This window comes from Pseudomonas sp. NPDC088429, assembly GCF_044753305.1.
Classification (GTDB): domain Bacteria; phylum Pseudomonadota; class Gammaproteobacteria; order Pseudomonadales; family Pseudomonadaceae; genus Aquipseudomonas; species Aquipseudomonas rustica.
In genome coordinates this window covers 158,517-180,295 of the sequence record NZ_JBIVMX010000001.1, presented here as the reverse complement: position 1 = coordinate 180,295, position 21,779 = coordinate 158,517, and the positions used below count along the sequence as shown (strand labels likewise).

The window sequence follows — 21,779 nt, the reverse complement described above, 5'->3', positions numbered from 1 at the left end:
ATCCCCCAATCAGTTCCCTCTCCCTCGGGGAGAGGGCTAGGGTGAGGGGCTCTTAAAACGACACCTCCGCCGGCTGCGACAACCGCAGCACCGACAAATCTCCGGTAATACGCTTATACGCCAACCGAATCGCCTCGATATCGCTGCCACGTTTCGCACTGTTCTCATGCAAAATCACAATGACTTTAGTGCTCAAACGCTCCGGCTCCTTCGCGCCTTTATCGCTCCACTGCCCATAAGCATCAAGTACCGTGAACCCATCCGGAAACCGCGGCGTCACTTCCTTGTCGAGAAACTCGCGCCAGCGCGCCGGGCTGACCGCGCCTTCCTTGCGATCGATCGACCCCACCGAGAAGTACAACTCAGTGCGCAACCACTGCGCCTGCGCCGGCCGCGAGGCATCGCCTTGCAGGGTTGAACTGGCAGGATCGTGGGTGTGAACGGACGCAGGAGGAGGGCTGGCGCAACCGGCGACTGCGACGAACAGTGCCGCCAGTAAAAGACGTTGAGGCATGGAACATCCTTATTGATGATTGGGCGAACCCGGCGAGTATAAGGTCGCCGTTTCACCGTCAATAAAGACCTAAAAAGCAGGCTGATAGGCGCTTCAGGAATAACCCTTGGGTCGCTGCGCAACGAACGATCCGAAAGCCTGTAGGAGCTGTCGAGTGAAGCGAGGCTGCGATCTTTTGATCGTGTTTTTTTTACAAGACAAGATCAAAAGATCGCAGCGTTCCGCAGCTCCTACAGGGGCATCAGGGTGGGGGCGATGCCAATGCAATTCCGGCCGCTCCCAGCCGTTTGAGAATCTCGAACAAAAGATCACTCTTGGTCACCCCGACAATCCTCGGGCTGCCGACATAACCGGTCACCGTCAGCGTAATCCCGTCCGGCGACAACTTGCTGAAGCGCACAAACGACGCCGGTTTTTCAAGGATGGTTTCGTTCTCGTGGTACGTGTTCAGCAGCAGATCCTTCACTGCCTCAGGATCGATATCCAGCGGAAACACCAACTCCAGCGACGCGACACCCTGAGCGCTGCCACCCAGCGTGACGTTGCGCAGATTCTGCGAGATCAACTGCGAGTTCGGCACGATCACAATCGAGCGATCGCTGAGCTGAATTTCGGTGGCGCGCACGTTGATCCGGCGGATATCACCCTCGACGCCGCTGATGCTGATCAAATCGCCCACCTTCACCGGCCGCTCGGTCAGCAGAATCAGACCGGAAACAAAGTTCTTCACGATCTCCTGCAAACCGAAACCAATACCCACCGACAGCGCACTGACGATCCACGCCAGGTTCGTCCACTGCACGCCCAACGACGACAGCGTCAGCAGAATCACGAACGCGTAACCGATGTTGGAAAACAGCGTGCTCAGTGACGCGCACATCCCTGGATCCATGTCGGTCTTGGGCAGGAATTCATTGTCGAGCCAACGACTCAGGGCGCGGATCAGCCAGATACCGATCAACAGCGCGAGTACCGCGTTAAGCAAATGCGAAGGGACGATGTTGAACTTGCGCAACCCGGCACCGCCGAGGATCGCCATGATGTTGGTCGCCAACTGCCCGAGCGTGGTGCCGATGCCACCGACAAACAACGCGATCACCGCCAGCAGCAACAGCGCCGCGCGGCTGAAACCGGACAATAGAATGGAGATCTGATCGAGGCGCCGATCGCCTATTCCCAGCAACTGTTTGAGCGCCTTGCCGCTCGCATGCTTGGGCGAGAACGCGTATTCGCAGCCGTCCTTGATCACCTGAATCAGCAAGTAAAAACCCGACAGCACAATGTAGGCCCAGACCACTTCATAGGTGATGAAACGGGCCAGCGATACGTAACCGGTGAGCAGCGCAATCGCCGAGACGAACATCGAAATACTGGCGATGGTGTACATCACCCCGGCGAACGTACTGTTCGCTTGCGTGTCATTGGCGGCGACCAACGCTTTGCGCACCTTGCCGACGCGCAGCAGCAATGTCACCACAATCACCATGACCACAATCGATGTCACGCCGCGCCCGGTCAGAACGATCTGACTGCTCATGCCGGTGGCGTTGCACACCTGCACCAGCGTCACCAGCACCAGCAATGTGCCGGAAAGGATGCGCGGGAAGCGCTTCAGTGCCTGCGCGACCTGATCATGAATGGCCGGCAACCGCCACGATGGATGATCGATCGACAACAGCGCACGGCTCAGCCCGGTAATCAGTACGCAGGCGTACACAGCCTTCTCGAATTCCTCGGAAAACGTCGACAGCACCGGCGTCAGCGGCGCGTGACGGGTGAGCGCGTAATACAGCACATGCAAGGCGAGAGCGGTGGTCGCAATCGTCGCCAGCGCCGAAGCAAAAGCCAGCGCACTGCGGCGCAAACGACCTTCCGGCATGCGGTGGATGCAAACCCAGGTCAAGCCGCGCTCGGCCAGACGACGGCCGAACGTCCACACGACCAGTGCCAGCGCGAGCAGCACCAGCGTATAAAAATACCGCCCCGGCGCCCACACCGTCGCCCAGGTGTCAGAAACTTGATCAACGAAAAAACTGAAACGCTGCCGATCATCCCGCGAAGGATTGACCAGCGGTGCCCAGAAATCCGGGTTCAGCACACTCAGGGTGCCGAGCGTCAACTCGCTTTCAAGCAATGTGCGGCGGATGCCGGCGATCTGCGTGATCAGATCCGCCGCACTTTGCTTCAGCGCCGCCAGACTTTTCAGCGTGCCGTCGACTTTGTTTTTTTGCTCCGTCAGCGTCGCTCGCTGGGCGACGATATCCGCTTGCTCGGCGGCGATCTCGGTGTCCGGCGCTGCGCCCAAAACGCCCAGTTGCACGGTCAGTTGCGCCTGTTGCGGTAACAACGCCGCCGACAATTTATCGACGTCCAGAATGAACGCCTGCACCCGATCCTGTGGGCCTTCGAGCTGGTTGTAATTGTTCGCGGCGGAGATTTGCTGTTTCAGGCCATCGAGGCGTTGTTGCAGGGCTTGCAGGTCATTTTGCGAAATGACCGGGAGCGGCGCGGCGGCGGTCGCGGCAGGTGCTGGCAGATCGGCGGCCCACAGCGATGGACTGCCGGCGGTGAGCAGCATGAATGCGATGAGAAACAACGACTTCAACGTGTTGCGCATGGGACAGACCGACTCTCGATGAACACACAGTCTAAGAGGTTAGGTGATCAGGCCGATTGGAGTGAAAAAGTTTCAGGGCAGGAGGTGGATTAATTGCGGTTCCAGAGCTTGTGCGTGGATGTCGAGCAGGGCGAGGGTGACCGGCAGTTTGAAACGCCGCCGCCCAGCGCTGCCCGGATTCAAGTACAGCCGATCGCCGCGCCACTCGATCAAGGGTTTGTGGGAATGGCCGGTGATGATGAGGCGGGTGCGGCTGTCGAGCAGGGCGGGGACGTCGGCGATGTCGTGGGTCAGCAGCGCTGGCCAGCCATTGAGGTTGAGGGTGAGGTGATCGGGAAGGTCGGTGGCCCAAGCCAGGTTCAAGTCGTTGTTGCCGCGCACGGCGTGAACCGGGGCGATTTGCGCCAGTTGGCTGAGGATGTCAGCGCTGCCGATGTCGCCACCGTGGAGGATCAGTTCGACGCCCTCGATCGCGGTTAACGCTTCGGGGCGGAGGAGGCCGTGAGTGTCGGAAATGATGGCGATTTTCATGGAGGAGAGATTAGCAGGGTTGGTCTGGATGGCGGTGTTCAGCCGAAAATGCCAGAGTGCGCCTACGCCCCTTTAATGATCTGCCAAGGAACTTGCAATGCCCGCAGGAAAACGTGAACTAGCGCGAATAGAACGCCGGCTGATCACCACGCTGACCGAAGCGTGCGAAACGGCAAAAAGTGAAATCAACGGCTTCACCTGGCTCACCCACACGGCTGACCTGACCGCGCTGGCTGAAACACTGAACGTGATTTGGGTGTTCGAAACCCTGGCGGACAGAAAGCTCGCCGAGGTTGACGCAAAAGCACGGATCTTTGCACTGACGGCTATTGCGCTGGATGAAGCGGGTATTGAGCTGAAACTGACAGATCGCAATGTTCGCTTTGATTCTGAGCAGGAGTGCGAAAACGCTCAGAGTGGCGATTGGCAAAAGCATCTGGCCAAGGGTCGATATAACGCGACCTTGTGAGCCACTTTTTTCACTGCTGTCATCGTCGCGCAGACAGCTGTTGCGGCGCCAGAAATGCATCGTGGAAATAGTTACGAAACGCCTGCATCGCCGGGCTGAATTCGCGTTCGCGATGCCAGGCCAGCCCGACACTCATCGGCGTCACTTTGTCGGTGACGGTCAGGGTTTCAATGCGTTTGCCTTCAAGTGACCAGGGGCGGTGCACCAAGTCCGAGAGGATTGCCACGCCGCTGCCATTGGCGACCATGCTGCGCACCGCTTCGACTGAACTGGTGCGCACTCGCACGTTGGGTTGCTGATGCGCTTGTTCCCAGTAGCGCTTGGCACTATGTTCGGCTTCGTCGACGGTCAGCAGAATGTAGGGTTCTTTCGCAACGTCGGCGAGGCTGACTGCCGAGCGTTCGCACAGCGGATGGTGGCTGGGCAGCCATAACCGGCGTTCGGAGTTGAAGAGAATTTCCGAGACGATGTCCGGGTGAGTGAGGTTGGCGGTGAGCACCACGGCCATGTCAAAACGACCTTCCAGCAAGCCTTGTTCGATCGCTTGCCGCTCCTGTTCGTGGACTTCGATGGACACGTCCGGATGCCAGTGCTCAAGCCGTTGCAGATGGTGTGGCAGGAAGTATCCGATCACCGTGTAACTCGCCGCCAGTCGTAATACACCGCTGGCGCGGATGTCCGGCAACGGGCTGTTCAACGCGTCATCGACGCTGCGCAAAATCACGTAAGCCCGATTCAAAAAGTGCCGACCGGCGTCGGTCAGGCTCATGCCTTGGGCCGAGCGCTGGAACAACAGCGTGCCGAGGATGCTTTCCAGTTCTTTGATCGCCGTCGTCACGGCCGACTGGGAAATATTCAAATGAATCGCGGCTTGGGAAATTTGCCCGATCTCGGCGGTGGCGACGAAATAACGGACTTGGCGCAGGGTCAGTGACATGGGTACTCCGAGTGACGGGGTATCTGTTTTTCAGAAGATACCCTATCTATTAATAGATCTTCCCAAGGGGGTAGCGGGAATCTAACTTGACCTGCATGAAGTCACAAGCGTCGGGAGCAGGTGTTATGCAGGCAGTAGATTTCAACTCTGACATGGGCGAAGGGTTTGGCCCGTGGACCATCGGCGATGGTGTCGATAATGAGCTGATGGGCTTTATCAGTTCGGCCAACATCGCCACCGGTTTTCATGCCGGCGACCCTTCCACCATGCGCCGCACCGTCGAGCAGGCCAAGCGTCTGGGCGTAGCCATCGGTGCGCATCCGGGGTTTCGCGACCTGGTCGGTTTTGGCCGTCGGCACATCAATGCGCCGGCCCAGGAACTGGTCGACGACATGCTCTATCAGTTGGGCGCCCTGCGTGAACTCGCCCGGGTTCAAGGCGTGGCCCTGCAGCACATCAAACCCCACGGCGCGCTCTACATGCACTTGGCGCGGGACGAGGAGGCCGCCCGTTTGCTGGTGGAAAATCTCCAGTGTCTGGAGCCGGAATTGCTGTTGTATTGCATGCCCGATTCGGTGATCTGGCGGGTTGCCACAGAGCTCGGCCAACCAGTGATTCGCGAGTTCTACGCCGACCGCGAATACGACCTCAGTGGCTCCATCGTGTTCACCCGCAACGTGCGGGCTTACGACCCGGCCCACGTCGCCGAACGCGTGCTGCGTGCTTGCCAGCAAGGCGTGGTGCGCACTGTCGAGGGCGAAGACCTCGCCATTGAGTTTGATTCCATCTGTTTGCACAGCGACACGCCGGGAGCTCTGGCGTTGGTCGAAGCCACGCGTCGCGCGCTGGATGGCGCGGGCATAACGGTTCGCGCACCGCGATGAGACCTGACGCAAACACCTCGCACAGAGACGCGAGGGTTTGCCCAACGATTCACTTTTGCCTGCCTTTCTACAACTATTCCAAAAGGAACAGACATGGCCGAACACACAGTCATCACCCCGTTACCGGGGACCTTCTACCGCAAAGCCACCCTGGAATCGGCGAACTTCGTCGAGGTCGGCGCACAGGTCGGCGCTGACACGGTCATTGGCCTGATCGAGGTCATGAAGCAGTTCTCCGAACTGACCGCCGGGACGGCTGGTCGCCTCAGTGCCTTTTTGGTAGAAGACGGTGATCCGGTGGAACCGGGTCAAGTCGTCGCAACACTCGACGACGAGTGAGGGCGCGATCATGACTCAAACCATTCATAAACTGTTGGTCGCCAATCGTGGCGAAATCGCCGTGCGGATTATCCGCGCCGCCAAAGAACTGGGCATTCCCACCGTTGCTGCGTGCAGCGAGGCGGACGTCGATTCCCAGGCCGCGCGCATGGCCGATGAGATCCACATTCTTGGCCCGGCCCGTGCCGATAAAAGTTATCTCAACGTCGAGGCCTTGCTCGGCGCCCTGAAAGCCACGGGCGCCAATGCCGTGCATCCCGGCTACGGCTTCCTTTCAGAGAACGCCGATTTCGCCGAAGCGGTGGTGGCGGCTGGCGCCATTTTCGTCGGCCCAAGCGCGCAGACGATCCGGCGCATGGGCGATAAAGCCGAGGCGCGGCGTACCGCACAAGCCGCTGGCGTACCGGTGGTGCCGGGTTCGCCGGGTGAACTGTTTGACGTCGAGTCGGCACTCAAGGCTGCTGAGTCCGTGGGTTACCCGTTATTGATCAAAGCGTCGGCCGGTGGGGGCGGGCGCGGTATTCGTCTGGCGGAAAACGCCGAGCAACTGAGCGAAGAATTTCCCCGCTCCCAGCGCGAAGCCCAAGCGGCGTTTGGCAATGGCGCGGTGTATCTGGAGCGGTTTATCAGCCGGGCCCGGCACATTGAAGTGCAGGTATTGGGCGACGGTCAGCACGCCGTGCATTTGTTTGAGCGCGAGTGCTCGCTGCAACGTCGGCGGCAGAAAATCTTCGAAGAAGCGCCGTCGCCAGTCCTCAACCAACAGCAACGGGACACCCTCTGCGAAAGCGCTGTGCGTCTGACCGAATCGTTGGGCTACAAGGGCGCCGGCACGCTGGAATACCTGTATGACGACGTCACTGGCGAGTTCTTCTTTATCGAGATGAATACGCGGATTCAGGTCGAGCACCCGGTCAGCGAACTGATCACCGGTATCGATCTGGTTCAAGCCATGTTGCGCATCGCTGGCGGCGAGCCGCTGGGTTTCCAGCAAAGCGACATCCGACTCAACGGCGCCGCCCTGCAAATGCGCTTGAACGCTGAAGATCCGGCGCGGGATTTTTTCCCGAGTCCAGGTCTGGTCGAAGAACTGATCTGGCCGAGCGGCGAGGGCATTCGCGTCGATACGCATCTGTATCAAGGCTACCGGGTGCCGCCGTACTATGACTCGCTGCTGGCCAAACTGATTGTTCATGGTGCCGATCGCGCCGAAGCGCTGGCCCGCGCGCAAGTGGCGGTAGCGAACACCACGCTCACCGGCATGGCCAACACCTTGGCGTTGCACGCTGAATTGCTCGAGCAACCGTGGCTGCACAGCGCCGACTTTCACACCGGCACCCTGGAAACCTGGCTGGCCGAGCGCCGCAGCGGAGGTGAAGCATGAGTACGCCCATCCGATACAGCTTTGGCGCCGATGAGCATTTGTTTGCCGAAGTCAGTGACAGCATGTCTCTGGACGCGTTCTTCAAAGGTCTGGCCGTCACCCGCGCTGTGGAACGGCTGGCGCTGGATGGCGTGCTCGATATCTGCCTGGCTAACGCGTCATTCCAGATTCGTTTCGACCCGGATCGCATCGCCCCTCACACCTTGCTCGAAGCGGTAAAAATCGCCGAGGCCGGAGCTGTCGCCGAGCGCACATTGCAGACGCGGATTATCGAGATTCCGGTGCTCTACAACGATCCCTGGACTCACGAAACCCTGATGCGTTTTCGCGACCGTCATCAAGACCCGAGCGCCACGGATCTTGAATACGCTGCCCGCATCAACGGTCTGGCTGACGTCGATGCCTTCATCGCGGCCCACAGCGGCGCGCCGTGGTTTGTCTCGATGGTCGGCTTCGTTGCCGGGCTGCCCTTCATGTTTCAGATGGTCGAGCGTGAGCGTCAGTTGCAGGTGCCCAAGTATCTGCGCCCGCGCACCGATACACCGAAATTGACCCTGGGCCACGGCGGTTGCTTTGGTTGCATTTATTCGGTGCGCGGCGCCGGCGGTTATCAGATGTTTGGCGTCACCCCCGCGCCGATCTACGACCCGCAACAACACCTCGCGTACCTGAAAGAACACATGGTGTTTTTCCGTCCAGGCGACATCGTGCAATTCAAGCCGATGGATCGAGAAGCCTACGACTCCGCGGTGGCAGAAGTGGACGCCGGAAGCTTTGATCTGCGGATTCGGCCGGTGGAATTTTCGCTGGACGCGTTCCTCGCCGACCCCGTTGGCTATCCCAAGTCGCTGCAGGAGGTATTGGCATGATCAAGGTTCTCAAACCCGGCCTCGCCACTTCGGTACAAGACTTAGGCCGCGAAGGTTATTACCATTTGGGCATTCCGCCGTCCGGCGCGCTCGATCAGTACGCCTTGAGCGCGGCCAATCAATTGGTCGGCAACCCGCCCGGTTTGGCGGCGCTGGAATGCACCTTGCTCGGGCCCGAGCTGGAGTTTCAACAGGACGCATTGGTGGCGGTCAGCGGCGCGCACATGACGCCCCGGGTCGATGGCGTGGAAATGCACCACGACACCGCATTCACCGTGAAGGCCGGGCAAGTGCTGCGCTTTGACTTTCCCAAGGCGGGTGCCCGCGCTTACGTGGCGGTGGCCGGCGGTATTGATGTGCCAGTGGTACTCGGCAGTCGCTCCACCTATGCGCTGGGCGCGCTCGGCGGTTTTCAGGGGCGACGTCTGATCGCGGGTGACGAATTGCCCGTCGGCATTGCCAGTGGCAAGAGCCGCGCCGGGGCCAGTTTGCCCATGGCGTTACGGCAATCACTGGGTGGCGAAATCACCCTGCGGGTGGTGCCCGGTTTGTACTACCACCGCTTGACTGAATCGGCGGCCAAGAGCTTTTTTGCCGAGCCGTGGACGGTCGGTTCGGAAGCCGACCGCATCGGCTATCGCTACAAGGGCGGCAGCGCGCTGAGCTTTCAGCCCCGCGAGCAGCCGTTCGGCGCCGGTTCCGATCCGTCGAACATCGTCGACAGTTGCTATCCGATCGGCTCGATTCAGGTGCCCGCCGGGCTCGAACCCATCGTGTTGCATCGTGATGCGGTGTCCGGTGGCGGCTACGCAATGGTTGGTACGGTGATCAGCGCCGACCTCGATCTGATCGGCCAGATGCAACCCAACCAGAAGGCCCGCTTTGTCGCGGTCACGCTCGAAGAGGCGCTGGAAGCGCGACGTTCCTATAAGAAAAAACTCAGCTGCCTGAGCAAGCTGTTCCCTTCCTGATTCTGCCCGCCGTCAAGCGCGGGTCATGCCATACGGTACGCCAACGCCGCACTTCGGTGCGGTGACGGCTGCCCGCGCTTCAACCTTCGACTGGTTTTGGAGTTCACGCACATGGCTGCTTTATCGCAATCGAATCAAACCGGGCAAGACCCGGCGCATCATCCCGTTCCCGCCGAAGCACGCATGGGGCGACTGTCCCTGACGATGGCCTGGTGGGCGGTGTGCAGTGCGATGTTTTACATCGTGGTGGGCGCTTCTTTGGCGTTGTCCTTCGGTGCGCGCAATGCGCTGATCGGCATGGTGCTGTCGGTAATCTGTTATGGCCTGGTCAACAGCGTGCTCAGCCGCTATGCGATTCGCAGCGGATTGTCGGTGGCGTTGTTTTCACGACTATTGTTCGGCAGCACCGGAGCATGCCTGGCGACGCTGATTTTCTTCTCGACCGCGATCTATTACGCGGTGTTCGAAGGTTCGGTGATCGCTGTTGCGCTCAATCACCTGTACCCGGAACTGGTCTATCCGCTGGCGGCACTGGCGGTGGTTCTGTACAGCGTGCCGATGATCCTGGGCAGCGTGCAGCACTGGCTGGACAAGCTCAACGGCGTTTTGCTGCCGGTGTACCTCGGTGGATTGCTGGTCGCGGTCGGGCTATCCATCAGCCGTTATGGCTACCAGCCGCAATGGCTGGACTTCGGCCCGGCAACGCCTGATGCCTTCGGCTGGTGGGATTGTTTTGTCGCCTACATGGGCGTCTGGGTGTTGATGCTGTTCACCTTCGACTATGCGCGTTTCGGCAAACCTGAAGACGCCAGATACCACGGTCGCTGGAACTTCGGCATGCCGTTCTACTCGGTGACATTTCTGCTCAACGGCGCGGCAGGCATTTATCTGGTCAGCAGCATTCCGCACGAAGGCGCGTTGAACGAAGTCTCGGTGGTGATGGCGATTTTGCAGTTGATGGGCTTGTGGGGATTGCTGTTTGTCTGGGCGACGCAAACCCGGATCAACACCGCCAATTACTACCTGGCGACGTTGAATATGCAGGCGTTCTTTGGTCGATTTGGCCTTCGCGGTTCGTACCTGATGTGGGCCGTAGCGGTGGGGGTGATCGTCTACGGCTTGATGCTGGCGGACGTGTTTGCCTACCTCCTCAAGGCGCTGGCCTATCAGGGGATTTTCGTCGTGGCCTGGGTGGGAGTGGCGTTGGCGCAAATTATCTACGGACGCAGTGACGTGGCAGCGCTCGATCGGGTGGGCGAGTTCAATCCGGTAGGCTTGACGGCCTGGTTTGGCGCGACAGCATTAGGTCTTGCGTTGATGTTTTCCGGCGGCGGCTTCAGCAGCTTTTCCGCGCCCGCTACGGTGATCGTTGCATTTACCTTGCACGCAGGGTTGTCCCATCGAAGCCGGTTGCGGTTAGCGCTGGCCGAGTAAAACGTTGCAGTCACTTATCCCGTGCCCGCCTGCTCTGACAAGGCAGAGCGGGCAGGGGCTAGCCTGTTATGACGCCCGGAAGGCACAGGGGGAGGGCAACCCGTAATTTTCGACTAAGCTCGTTCGATCATTAAACACCAAGCGCTGTGCTGTACTCGCTCAGGGGATCGATATGAAAGCCGTACTCCACACGATCAAGCATGAAGTCATGAAGGCCATTCCGCCGACCGTATTTTTCTTCATCATTCTGCACATCGTCGCCCTCATCCGTACGCTGATGATGAAAGGCACAGGCGTTTCGATGCCGGTCTCCACGTCAATCCTGATTGCATCGCTGGTGCTCGGCAAATCCGTGCTGGTCGCAGACATGCTGCCGTTCATCAATCGCTTTCCGGAAAAGCCGCTGATCTGGAACGTCACCTGGAAAACGCTCATGTACGCGCTGGTGGCGCTGGTCGTTCATTATCTGGAGCGGCTGTATGAGTTCTGGAAAGAGGCACACAGCTTCATGGACGCGAACGCCACGTTGTGGACTTCGATGAACTGGCCTCAATTCTGGGCAGTGCAGATTCTGCTGATTACTTTGATCTTCGTGTATTGCGTCTTTTCAGAACTGACCCGCGCATTGGGTCGTGATCGATTGAAGAGAATGTTCCTCGGCCCGCTGCCACCAGACATCAACAAAGATTTGTAAGAAGGGAAGAGGCTAGGGCGTAGCGCCCTAGCCGATAGCAGAGGTTACTTTTTCTTCTTCGCCGGTTTGTCGGCCTTCTCTGATTTCTTGGCCTTTTCAGGCTTGCTATCAGCTTTCTTGGTGGCTTTCTTATCGGCTTTTTTCGGTTCGGCGTCTTTTTTCTTGTCTTTCTTATCGGAAGATTTCGAAAGCGCCGAGGCTGCCGCTGATTTCTTTTCCGGTGACGACTTCTTGTCTTTCAAGTCCTTGCTGGCCTTGGAAGCTTCACCTTTGCTTTTCTTCTCGTCTTTAGCCACGTTGATCACCTCTCGGAGCATGCCGGTATTGGCACATTGCCTGTGGGAATACTCACAAGCTGATCATTAGGCGAGTGCGTATTGAGGCGGTTCAAATTTTATTGAAGGGTCGCGACAGGCTGTCGGCATGGGAAGATCAGTTTCAATGTTTGTGACTGTGTTTATTCTTGTGCTTGTGGTCATGACCGGAGTGATGGTCGTTATCGTCAGCCAGGTTATTGCCCACTGCACCGCCGGCTGCGCCGCCCAATCCCGCGCCGATCAGGCCACCTGTTGATCCGCCCAGACTGGCGCCAACGACCTGGCCACCCGCGGCGCCAATACCGCCGCCAATCGCCGCTTCAGTTTTCTTGCCGCTTTTTGCACTGATTGCACCCCCGGTCGCGCCGCCAACCCCTGCACCTATCAACGCGCCAGTGCTTCCCCCGACCGATTGACCGACAACACTTCCAAGCGCACCGCCGAGCCCTCCGCCCAATGCTGTGTTGGTGGTTTCACCGGCGACGGCGTAATGAGCAACAAACAGACTTAATGCTGCAACCGATAATGATTTGCGCATCGCACTCACCTCAAACTTTTCAAATGAGCAGGAAAGTTTGTTGGCCCGACCTGAGCAGGTCAATGCGCATTCGTCCGTGCATTAATCTGAGTCAAGCAATTGCCGGGTAGGGGTACCGTTTATCGCGTAAGCCGTCAGATTCGTAGTGCGAGTTTTGAAGATCGACGGGGTGCGTATTTCGAGTTTCAAGATGATTTTCTGTGGCAAAAGCGGTCGTTGATGAGTGACTGCTTTCGGCCAGAAGCGGACGTTCGCGACTGACGGCTTTCGACCCATTGCTGCCAGTGAGCAACGGCAGAGTCGGCCAAAAGCGGGCGGCGGCGTGATGGCTGGTCGTAACTGATATCGGCAGCGCCAAGGCACATACCACCGGTAAAAAACCGTTCACGTACATCGCTATTGCCTAACAGAATGTTGCTCAGCCAACAGCTAAGTAACATTCTGTTAGGTAATAGACAGCCAAGGCTGTTTACCTCACTTTAAAAGCCCCGCTACTACAGGCCTCTTGGCCAGGCACGGTACTTGCGTAGTGCTGCTGATTTCCAAGTTTTGGTTTAGTCGGGATTAGCATGAGCAAACGTATTCGAGTCAACGCTTTTGATATGTCGTGTATCACTCACCAATCGCCTGGCCTGTGGGCGCACCCAGAGGATCAGTCCCGGCGCTACAAAGAACTCGATTACTGGATCGAGTTGGCCAAGCTATTAGAGCGCGGCAAGTTCGACAGCCTGTTTATCGCCGACGTGCTGGGGGTGTACGACACCTACCAAGGCTCGGCAGATGCCTCCATTCGCCGCGCCATGCAGATTCCAGTACATGATCCGATGATGCAGGTGTCAGCCATGGCCGCCGCCACCAGCAAGCTGGGTTTTGGCATCACGGTGTCCTCCACCTATGAGCAGCCTTACGCGCTAGCTAGACGTTTCAGCACTCTGGATCACTTCACCAAGGGTCGTATCGCCTGGAATGTGGTGACCTCCTACCTGGAAGGCGCCGCCCGCAACCTTGGACTGGACCGGCAGATGCCCCACGATCAGCGCTATGAACGCGCCGAAGAGTTTATGCAGGTTTGCTACAAATTGTGGGAAGGCTCGTGGGAATCGGATGCGGTAGTCGATGACACCGCCTCGCGGATTTATGCCGACCCTGCCAAGGTGCATGAAATCGGGCACAAGGGCCGTTTCTTTTCGGTACCCGGGTTGCATTTGTCCGAGCCCTCGCCGCAGCGCACGCCCGTCATATGGCAGGCTGGCACGTCGGGCACTGGCCGCGCGTTTGCCGCCCGCCATGCTGAAGCGGTATTTACCGTGGCGCCCACGGCAAAAATCCTGCGCGGTTATGTCGACGACATCCGCCGGATCGCCCGCGAGCAGGGCCGCGACCCGCAGAGCGTGAAAATCTTTACCGAAATCACCACCATCGTCGCGCCGACCGATGCGCAGGCCCAGGCGCGCTACGAAGAGTTGTTGAAATGGGTGGATCTGGAAAGCGGGCTGGCCTTCTATGCCGGTATTACTGGTATAGACCTCTCGCAGTTGGACCCGCACCAGCCACTGCAATATGTCGACACGGACTCGGCGCGCTTTGCACTGGAGATTTTCTCCAAGGCTGACCCGAACCGTACCTGGACGCCGGATGAAGTCGTGCGCTATGTCGGCATCGGCGCCATGGGGCCGGTGATTGTTGGGTCGCCGAGCACCGTGGCTGATGAGCTTGAGCAGTGGATGGATGAAGCCGATATCGATGGGTTCAATCTGGCGTATGCGGTGACGCCGGGCACATTCGAGGAGTTTATCGATTTGGTGGTTCCGGAACTGCAACAACGCGGTCGTTACTGGAAGGATTACGACGACTCCACGACATTGCGCGAGCGACTGTATAAACCAGGAGAGTCGCTGGTTCGCGATGACCATCCTGCCGCGGCCTACCGGCGATGACAGACCAGTCCCATCCTGCGCCTTCAGCGCGTAAGGTGGGTACTCTAGAAGTCTGCTTCTGACAGATTGCTTTCTGTAGTCGAGCAGGATCCTTAGGTGTCGCCAGCTAGGGCACTTCTTCGCGGCGGGGCTACAACGCTGAATAGCGCAACACGAAAGTGAACGCCGCCACTTGCCAACTAGCTCACCAGTTCCTATTTTCAATCTAATGCAACCTGCTAATCACCACCTGAGCTGCATCCAGTGCGCCTTCCATGTAGCCATTGTGCTCCAGCGAAGCCTCAGTACCTGATACCAGAAGCACATCCGACCAGATATCTTTGGTTGCAGTGTCGGTGCGCCCGGAGTGATGCGCCTCCGTTGCCAAACGATCCCCGTCTGCGGCAGTTAATTCATCCCATGCCCAGTCTTTGATGTAGTGAGCCAGAGGAGTGGTAGCATCGGTGCCAAACAGCCGGCCCATTTGTTGATTACAGGCTTCAAGCAGCGCGCCTTGATCCATCGTTTTTCTGGCAGATGCAGGTAAGCCAATAAACCCGAACAACGCGGCGCTGCCTGCTGGGTCGCAGGCGTCATGAATTTCCACCATCGGGCCGATATGGCTTTGAGCCGTTCCTGATAGACCCGCGGCCCTCCAGAATGGCGCTGGGTACAGCGCGACATATTTGGCGTGCGGTGCCATCCAGGTCGGGGTCTCAGCCCACTGGGTCATCCGCGAGGCCGCAACTGGCGGATCGAATTCAATGCTCTGAGCCAACAGTCGCAACGGCATTGCACTGATGACATGGGTGAACTCAACGTTTTCCAAAGATGACGGTTCATCGGATGCCTTTAAAAAGGCACTGGAGTTCCGCAGCGTCACCTTGGTAATCCGGCAGTTCAGGAGAATGTGCTCAGCAGGCACTTTAGTGGCGAGCGCGTCTATTATTTGCTGCACGCCGCTGTGGATGCGCATAGACGTGTTTCCCGATTCCCAACCAACCATACGTCTTGGCGGCTGCTGGGGTGAGCGCTCCAATAGAGTAGCGCCCTCTGTATGTTGCGCGAAGGTGGCAATCTCAAGCTCTTCTACCAGCGCAGCCAGGCGCGGCTGGAAGTCGGGCCACATCCATGCGGGACCCAAGTCATGCCTTGGCCCCGGGCCAGGCGTCGATAAAATTCGGCCACCGAGCCGGTCACGAGCCTCAAACAGTTGGTACTCCACGTTCATTTGCGACAACAGGTACGCCGTGTAAAGGCCGCTGAGACCGCCGCCTATGATTGCTACCTTGACCGTGTTCATGGTGTTCCTCGAAACGAAAACCCGCAGGCCAATTGCTTGATCCTGCGGGCAGGCTTGTCAGCAGTTGATCACTTGTCTTCGAGTGCTGCGTAGGCGTCCAGCACCCGTGCCGAATAGGTGACGGCCGCTCCAGCATTGAGGGCGATAGCAACGCCCAGCGCCTCGGCGATCTCTTCGCGCGTAGCACCGTGTTTTGCCGCCGCCTTGGTATGCACCGCGATGCAGCCATCGCAGCGGGTAGTGACGGCGACCGCCAGGGCGATCAGTTCGTGAGTCTTGGCATCGAGATGACCGGTTTTTGCCCCGGCACCGTCCAGCACTTGCAGGCCCCGAACCGTATCCGGCGAAAGCTTGGCAAGATCGCCAACGCGGCTCAGGAGTGTTTCCCGATAATCATTCCAATCCATCATCATGGCTCGCTCCTTTAGATTCGGCCGGCAGTCACACCGCCATCGACTGGCAACAAGGTGCCGGTGATCCACGAAGCCTGTTCTGAGGCGAGAAACAACATCGCCTCGGCCACATCCGCTGGCTGGCCGTTACGCCCCAAAGGGTGGAAGGCATTAAAAGTCGGTAGCACGGCTGCAACCTGATCTTTGTCCATGAAGGTGTTGTAGACCGGTGTCTCCACCACGGCGGGGGCAACGGTGTTGATGCGGATGTTGCTCGCCGCCAACTCGATGGCCAGATTACGCGTCAGCGCGTGAACGCCAGCGTTCGCCGCTGAGTAAGCAGCCGACGGCGTGGCACCGATGGCTTGAATGGCCCACAGCGAGCCAGTCTGTACGATGGCTCCGCCGCCGCGTTGTTGCATGGCCTTCGCCGCCGCCTGGGCCATGAAAAATTTGCCCTTGAGGATGATGTCGACGAAGCCGTCGTATTCCTGCTCGCCCATTTCCAGGAAGGGTTTAGGATTAAAAATTCCGGCATTGTTGATCAGGATATCGACGCCACCGAATTCGGCAGTTGCCAACGCGACGAGTGCCTGGGCAGTGGCAGGCTGGGAGATATCGGCAGCGAGCGTGCGCACATGGGTGCCGGTCGGGTCGATCTGCGCGGCGGCTTTTTCGAGTTTCGCAGCATCACGCCCGGTAATCACTACGCTGGCGCCTTCGGCAACCAACCGCGCTGCGACCTCTTTACCGATACCTGAACCGCCGCCGGTAACGATAGCTACTTTGGAAGAAAATCTTTTCATCATTGTGTTCCTTTTGCTAGAGATAGGGAGTCGCCGGAATCAACGGGTCGACTCGGTCACCGGGCCTGTTGGCTGTAATGCTTCGGCATGGCTGCTATTCTTCGCTCAGCTCGCAATGGCGACAAATCAGAAGATTTTTCCAATCATTAAAGAAATTCTTTTCCATATGACTACGCCAACCTATCTCAATGCACTGCGAGCTTTTGAAGCCGCCGCTCGTCACCAGAGTTTTTCAGCCGCGGCGACGGAGTTGCATGTCACCTCGGCAGCGGTAGGGCAGCAGGTGCGCACCCTTGAAGCCTGGCTTGGCGTGACGTTGTTCCATCGCGCATCGAGCGGCTCTACGCGTCTGGTTCCGACCGATGTGGCGAGGGAGGCGCTGCCAGATATACGCGAGGGTTTTGATCGCTTGCGCGCAGGGTTGGAGCGTTTGAAAGAGGGATCGCTTAACACTGGCCTGACCGTAACCGTCAGTCCGGCGTTTGCGGCGAAGTGGCTGCTACCCCGTATCGAGCGTTTCCAGCTGGCTCATCCGCAAACCGATGTCCTGCTGGATACCAACCTGCGCCCGGTGGACTTCGTCGCCCAGGGTGTGGACATTGGCGTTCGCTATGGCGCCGGACAGTGGCCCGGATTGACGGCCACCAAGTTGATGGATGAAGAAATGTACCCGGTGTGCGCGCCGGGTTATTCGTTGCTCAAGAAAGGGCGGCTGCCGAAAGGGAAGCTTGCCGAAGCGACATTGATCCATGATCTGTCGATGGCAGTTGATCTTGCCTATCCCACTTGGCGTACCTGGCTCGACGCCGCAGGCTACGCGGATATCAATGCCGATCATGGCCTGCGCATCAATAACTCGGCGGCGGTCTTGCAAGCAGCGGTTGACGGGCAGGGATTGGCGCTGGGGCGCAGTGTGATGGTGCGCGAGGATTTGGCGGCGGGGCGGCTGATCCGCCCCTTCGGTGAAACCACTTGTCCGCTCGCATTTGCCTATTACGTGGTTCACCGTCCAGAAGTGGCGGAGTTGGCGAAGATCAAGGCGTTCCGCGACTGGTTGATCAGCGAAGCCGACGCTTGAGCAGGATCAAGGCGCAGTGCATCGCTTGATCCACAAACGTGTGCCGGCTTGCCCGGCTTGCGCTTGCAGGGGCATGCCTCTGGGCAGGCGAAGCCAAGTCATTCGCTCAAGCAGATCCTTGCCTTCAACGATGGATCCGGCCAGTACCAGAACTTCCATCCCGTAAGGGTTGGCTAAAGACAGCAATGCGCCAGCCTCCAATCGCTCAAGCTTGACTTGCTCGCTAGTGCTACAGAACAGCAACTGTGCAGATGACGTGTCATCTTCGCGCTCAGACTGCACAACGCATTCCTGGGTATCTTGCGGATCGAACTGTTGCAGCCTCACAAATATCACGCAGCCCTGGTCGGAGCGTGGGGCGTGCCGGCTACCTGGAGGGTTGCGAACGTAAGTACCGGCAGAGTAATCGCCTCTCTCGTCCTGGAACGTGCCTTCAAGAACGAAGAACTCTTCGCCACCGGGGTGGCTATGTACAGGGAACACGCTTCCGGCTGCGTACTTTACTAGCGAGGTTGCTCGGGCCTTTTCTCCTCCGACACGATAGAGCATGCGTCGCTCAACGCCGGAGGAGGGAGAGGGCACCCACGGCAGGAGTGCCCCATGCACCAGCGTGCGATGATCGAGATCAGTGTTCAATTGCATGGCTTATAACTCCGCGCGCCCGCCGTCGACCACCATTTCAGCCCCCAGCATGTAGCGAGAATGGTCGCTGGCGAGAAAACACACAACTTCTGCTATTTCGTCAGCTTGGGCCATTCTCCCGACAGGCGCCTGGCTTCCCGTTTTCGCAACGTACTCGGCAAAGTATTCCTCGGTTTGACCTGATTGGCGATACAGCGGTGTGATAACCGAACCTGGGCTGACAGCATTGACTCGAATCTGTTGATCCAGCAATTCTGCTGATAACGTGCGAGCGAATGACCGCACAGCGGCTTTGGACGCGGAGAGTAGCGATCTACCGGGCGCGCCAATCTGGTTTAGCCAGGAGGTGTTAAGGATGATGCTGCTGCCTTTGGGCATCACCGGCACCAGCGCCTGCACGGTGAAGTACACACCTTTGACGTTTACGCCCAGCAGATGGTCGATCATGGCGTCATCTGTTGCTGCCAAAGGCGTTCCATAAGCGACCCCTGCGTTGGCGAACAGAATATCCAGACCGCCGAACGCCTGTTCAACCTGTTGGCGAACCCGTTGCATATCGGCCTGAATGCTGACGTCGGCCTGGATAGCAATAACCCCAGAGCCAAGACCGCTGGCGGCTTCCATCAAGCGATTCATATTCTGCCCGGTGATAGCGACCTTCGCGCCGTACGCGATCATCCGCTGAGCCGTAGCCAGGCCAATTCCTGAAGAACCGCCAGTGATCAGTGCTGCTTTTCCAGTCAACATATCGAAACCCTGTGCAGAAAACATTTCAAGACAGGGTGTCTTGTGCGGTCTCGACTGGCGAGGCAGATTTTCGTGTGGTCATCTAAAGAAAAAATTGCGGGACGGCGGGGTAGTCTCGACCCATCGCATGAGACAGAAATCGACCCATAGCTGCCCTTCGCGAATGGCTGCTTATGGCCGATTTCCTGCTTGTCGCGAAGTCCTGAAAAATCGCCCCTTGGCTGGCAGCAAAGGTCGTCCGATAGCGGGCTATGAACGCGGAAATGTCGCAGTATGACCTCCCCCGTTTTTGTTTCTGCAAATCATCGAGATTTCAGGCGTTTTTGAACAACGCCTTTGTCGTTTCGTACACGCGCACGATCACGAGGAAGCCTTTAACCAATACTCGTAAGCTATGAAAGGCGGCTAAGCGCCTGCCGTGGACTCAGATCTACCGTTGCTCCTCATGCTTAACAACGACGACTTGTGTATAGAAAGTCCTCGGTCAGAGTGAACGGTTTGGCATGAAATGTCGGTTTTTCGGCTTATACGGTTAAATCCTCAGGACTAGGATGTATTGCCTACAGCGTGCGGAACTCTGATGCGTTGTCCTTTGTTCGCTCTTTCACAACCGGACTTGACGGAATTTGAAAGCGCTCTAGAGGCCAACCCTGTCGTTTCAACTGTCCATTAGGACTCGCATGGCCTGCGTTCTATTTCCCTAAGCTCAACATACAATCAGGAGCAACTATGAATATTGAAGAAAAAAACAAATCTATCGTACTTAAAGCTTTCGATGCTTTATTCAATCAACGTGACTACGATGCAGCCGAGGACTATTGGTCAGCGGACTATATTCAGTACAGTGCGCTTATCCCTCAAGGACGGCAGGGTTTATTTGACTTGATCAAAAGTCTGCCCAATACACTGATGTATGAACCCAGCGTCATAATGGCAGAGGATGACAAAGTGATGGTTCATGGCCGTTTCTCTGGAAACGGTAGTCCGACTGCGCTCATCGCAGTAGACATCGTGCGTCTCGAAAATGGCATTCTGGTCGAACACTGGGACGTGCTCCAGGACGAGGCGACCACAGTCAGTTCTGCCAGCGGCCTACCGATGTTCGGCGCACGTTTCCCGGATTCAATTGAGTAAAAGGGCGGGCTGCGACGATCCAATTATGGCCTCTGAGATTAAATGGCGCTTCGGGGCGGGCATGTGTCCGCCCCGGCTGCGCCAACGAGGTTTCATTCTCGATAGTTCAATATCGAGGTATTTCACAAGCATGAGTCGTCACACGATCCGTTTCAGGGGAGTTTGAGTCCCGCTTTTTGCCGCATCCAGCAACTGATGCAGGCGCAATGCATCGCTGAACGTCGCCGCCGCATGGGTGCCTTCGGCAACATCCTGCGCATACACGTGATAGAGCTCTGCCAGTTCAAGCACGGCTGACGGCAATGACGAGGCCGGCAGGCGCTGATAATTCTCAGGCACGGGCAACACTTCCAGCGTCAGGTTATCGCCATGCGCGCCCTCGACGACATAGTCGTCGCCGACATCGCCAAACGCCGAACGGTTGGTGATTTTCAGATCCCCCTGGTCGCCGGTGATGTCGATCTGCACGCCTGAGCCGTTGCGTTTGCCGCCTTCGATGTGGATCGAAATGACGGCGCCGTCTTCGAGCATGCCGCTGAGCACGAGCTGGTCGGGGGCGGTGCTGTCCAGCACTTCGCCGGTTTCCTTGATGGTCACTTTCGGGAACTGGTTGACCATCAGCCCCGAGACGCTCACTGGCCAGCCGGTGGCGGTGAAGAGCATGTCGAGGAAGTGTCCAGCGTAGATGGCGATGACGCTGGAGAAGTTTTCCTCGGGGGCGGTCCAGCGCAGGGCGTTGGGGCGCAAGGCCTGGAAGTAATTCATGCTGACGTGCATCCGCACGGACCGCACCTTGCCGACGTAGCCTTGTTGCAGCAGGTCTTGCAGGTAGCGGTTGTGCGGCGCGTGGCGGCGTTGCAAGCCGACGATGTGACGCACGCCGGCGTCTTTGGCCAGGTGCAGCAATTGTTCGGAGTCTGCGGTGGTGGTGGTCAACGGCCATTCGCAGTAGACGTCTTTGCCGGCAGCGATGGCGGCGCGCACGGTTTTTTCGTGTTGCGGGGCGGTGTTGAGCACCACGACCAGATCGACTTCAGGGTTATTGACTAACGCGTCGACCGAGTCGGCGACCTGGCTGATGGCGTACTCGCTGGCCGCGGCTTCGGCGCGTTCACGGCGTTCGCTGTACACCGCTTGCAGGTGATATTGCGGCAGCAGATTAAGCACGCGCAGGTGGCCGTGGCGAGCCCAGTTGCCAACGCCGATGATGCCGACGCGAATAGGGGAGTGTGCAGTTGTCATGGGAATGTCCTCGTAGGGTTT

General features: G+C 58.2%; 23 protein-coding genes. 11 read left to right on the top strand and 12 right to left on the bottom strand.

Features of this window, described 5'->3' with window-relative positions:
* Positions 1-52: 52 nt before the first annotated feature.
* The 3 genes from ACIP66_RS00975 to ACIP66_RS00965 form a co-directional block, all read right to left on the bottom strand.
* Positions 53-514, bottom strand: coding sequence for a DUF3574 domain-containing protein (locus ACIP66_RS00975; RefSeq protein WP_159811458.1), 462 nt, complete (start codon positions 512-514; stop codon positions 53-55).
* Positions 515-755: 241 nt separating this feature from the next.
* Positions 756-3,131, bottom strand: coding sequence for a DUF3772 domain-containing protein (locus ACIP66_RS00970; protein ID WP_400644491.1), 2,376 nt, complete (start codon positions 3,129-3,131; stop codon positions 756-758).
* Positions 3,132-3,203: 72 nt separating this feature from the next.
* Complete coding sequence (locus ACIP66_RS00965) at positions 3,204-3,662, bottom strand: metallophosphoesterase family protein (protein ID WP_400644489.1); 459 nt, start codon at positions 3,660-3,662, stop codon at positions 3,204-3,206.
* A gap of 97 nt (positions 3,663-3,759) precedes the next feature.
* Between ACIP66_RS00965 and ACIP66_RS00960 the strand changes: the two genes are divergently transcribed.
* Positions 3,760-4,131, top strand: coding sequence for a hypothetical protein (locus ACIP66_RS00960; RefSeq protein WP_400644487.1), 372 nt, complete (start codon positions 3,760-3,762; stop codon positions 4,129-4,131).
* 19 nt (positions 4,132-4,150) lie between these two features.
* Here ACIP66_RS00960 and ACIP66_RS00955 read toward each other — a convergent pair whose 3' ends face one another.
* Positions 4,151-5,068, bottom strand: a complete 918-nt coding sequence (locus ACIP66_RS00955) for a LysR family transcriptional regulator (RefSeq protein WP_400644485.1) — start codon at positions 5,066-5,068, stop codon at positions 4,151-4,153.
* Positions 5,069-5,193: 125 nt separating this feature from the next.
* Between ACIP66_RS00955 and ACIP66_RS00950 the strand changes: the two genes are divergently transcribed.
* The 7 genes from ACIP66_RS00950 to ACIP66_RS00920 all read left to right on the top strand — a co-directional run bounded on the left by ACIP66_RS00950 (position 5,194) and on the right by ACIP66_RS00920 (position 11,643).
* Positions 5,194-5,952: a 5-oxoprolinase subunit PxpA gene (locus ACIP66_RS00950; protein ID WP_400644483.1), complete on the top strand. Its 759-nt coding sequence runs from the start codon at positions 5,194-5,196 to the stop codon at positions 5,950-5,952.
* Positions 5,953-6,045: 93 nt separating this feature from the next.
* On the top strand, positions 6,046-6,291 hold the full coding sequence (locus ACIP66_RS00945; RefSeq protein ID WP_400644481.1) for an acetyl-CoA carboxylase: 246 nt from the start codon (positions 6,046-6,048) through the stop codon (positions 6,289-6,291).
* A 10-nt stretch (positions 6,292-6,301) separates the two neighbouring features.
* A complete protein-coding gene (locus tag ACIP66_RS00940) occupies positions 6,302-7,675 on the top strand; it encodes an acetyl-CoA carboxylase biotin carboxylase subunit (RefSeq protein ID WP_400644479.1) in 1,374 nt (457 codons plus the stop codon).
* Complete coding sequence (locus ACIP66_RS00935; RefSeq protein WP_212546066.1) at positions 7,672-8,544, top strand: allophanate hydrolase subunit 1; 873 nt, start codon at positions 7,672-7,674, stop codon at positions 8,542-8,544. The genes ACIP66_RS00940 and ACIP66_RS00935 overlap by 4 nt, the downstream gene beginning before the upstream one ends.
* The gene (locus ACIP66_RS00930) at positions 8,541-9,515 is read left to right on the top strand and encodes a biotin-dependent carboxyltransferase family protein (protein ID WP_400644476.1); all 975 of its coding nucleotides are present in this window, start codon (positions 8,541-8,543) and stop codon (positions 9,513-9,515) included. Before ACIP66_RS00935 ends, ACIP66_RS00930 begins: the two co-directional genes overlap by 4 nt.
* A 111-nt stretch (positions 9,516-9,626) precedes the next feature.
* Positions 9,627-10,949: a purine-cytosine permease family protein gene (locus ACIP66_RS00925; protein ID WP_400644473.1), complete on the top strand. Its 1,323-nt coding sequence runs from the start codon at positions 9,627-9,629 to the stop codon at positions 10,947-10,949.
* A gap of 172 nt (positions 10,950-11,121) precedes the next feature.
* Positions 11,122-11,643: a hypothetical protein gene (locus tag ACIP66_RS00920; protein ID WP_212546063.1), complete on the top strand. Its 522-nt coding sequence runs from the start codon at positions 11,122-11,124 to the stop codon at positions 11,641-11,643.
* Between the two features lie 44 nt (positions 11,644-11,687).
* On the opposite strand, the gene ACIP66_RS00915 is transcribed toward ACIP66_RS00920, so the two are convergent.
* Positions 11,688-11,948, bottom strand: a complete 261-nt coding sequence (locus tag ACIP66_RS00915; RefSeq protein ID WP_400644701.1) for a hypothetical protein — start codon at positions 11,946-11,948, stop codon at positions 11,688-11,690.
* Between the two features lie 133 nt (positions 11,949-12,081).
* The gene (locus ACIP66_RS00910; RefSeq protein ID WP_400644470.1) at positions 12,082-12,498 is read right to left on the bottom strand and encodes a glycine zipper domain-containing protein; all 417 of its coding nucleotides are present in this window, start codon (positions 12,496-12,498) and stop codon (positions 12,082-12,084) included.
* 569 nt (positions 12,499-13,067) lie between these two features.
* Between ACIP66_RS00910 and ACIP66_RS00905 the strand changes: the two genes are divergently transcribed.
* Positions 13,068-14,435, top strand: coding sequence for an LLM class flavin-dependent oxidoreductase (locus ACIP66_RS00905; RefSeq protein ID WP_064118075.1), 1,368 nt, complete (start codon positions 13,068-13,070; stop codon positions 14,433-14,435).
* A gap of 205 nt (positions 14,436-14,640) precedes the next feature.
* Here the strand turns inward: ACIP66_RS00905 and ACIP66_RS00900 are convergent, their stop codons facing one another.
* The 3 genes from ACIP66_RS00900 to ACIP66_RS00890 form a co-directional block, all read right to left on the bottom strand.
* Positions 14,641-15,717, bottom strand: a complete 1,077-nt coding sequence (locus ACIP66_RS00900; RefSeq protein WP_400644466.1) for a flavin monoamine oxidase family protein — start codon at positions 15,715-15,717, stop codon at positions 14,641-14,643.
* A 68-nt stretch (positions 15,718-15,785) separates the two neighbouring features.
* Positions 15,786-16,127 carry a carboxymuconolactone decarboxylase family protein gene (locus ACIP66_RS00895; RefSeq protein WP_064118369.1) on the bottom strand — a complete coding sequence of 114 codons (342 nt, stop codon included), beginning with the start codon at positions 16,125-16,127 and terminating at the stop codon, positions 15,786-15,788.
* Positions 16,128-16,141: 14 nt separating this feature from the next.
* Complete coding sequence (locus ACIP66_RS00890) at positions 16,142-16,915, bottom strand: SDR family NAD(P)-dependent oxidoreductase (RefSeq protein WP_400644464.1); 774 nt, start codon at positions 16,913-16,915, stop codon at positions 16,142-16,144.
* Positions 16,916-17,081: 166 nt separating this feature from the next.
* Between ACIP66_RS00890 and gcvA the strand changes: the two genes are divergently transcribed.
* Positions 17,082-17,993, top strand: coding sequence for a transcriptional regulator GcvA (gene gcvA / locus ACIP66_RS00885; protein ID WP_064118078.1), 912 nt, complete (start codon positions 17,082-17,084; stop codon positions 17,991-17,993).
* A gap of 6 nt (positions 17,994-17,999) precedes the next feature.
* Here gcvA and ACIP66_RS00880 read toward each other — a convergent pair whose 3' ends face one another.
* Positions 18,000-18,635 (bottom strand): cupin domain-containing protein, encoded by a 636-nt coding sequence (locus tag ACIP66_RS00880; protein WP_400644461.1) that lies wholly within the window; start codon positions 18,633-18,635, stop codon positions 18,000-18,002.
* Between the two features lie 3 nt (positions 18,636-18,638).
* Positions 18,639-19,382 carry an SDR family oxidoreductase gene (locus ACIP66_RS00875; protein ID WP_064118370.1) on the bottom strand — a complete coding sequence of 248 codons (744 nt, stop codon included), beginning with the start codon at positions 19,380-19,382 and terminating at the stop codon, positions 18,639-18,641.
* A 729-nt stretch (positions 19,383-20,111) separates the two neighbouring features.
* On the opposite strand from ACIP66_RS00875, the gene ACIP66_RS00870 reads away from it, so the two are divergent.
* The gene (locus tag ACIP66_RS00870; protein WP_400644458.1) at positions 20,112-20,516 is read left to right on the top strand and encodes a nuclear transport factor 2 family protein; all 405 of its coding nucleotides are present in this window, start codon (positions 20,112-20,114) and stop codon (positions 20,514-20,516) included.
* Positions 20,517-20,654: 138 nt separating this feature from the next.
* Here ACIP66_RS00870 and ACIP66_RS00865 read toward each other — a convergent pair whose 3' ends face one another.
* Positions 20,655-21,758, bottom strand: a complete 1,104-nt coding sequence (locus tag ACIP66_RS00865; protein ID WP_400644456.1) for a Gfo/Idh/MocA family protein — start codon at positions 21,756-21,758, stop codon at positions 20,655-20,657.
* Positions 21,759-21,779 lie beyond the last annotated feature (21 nt).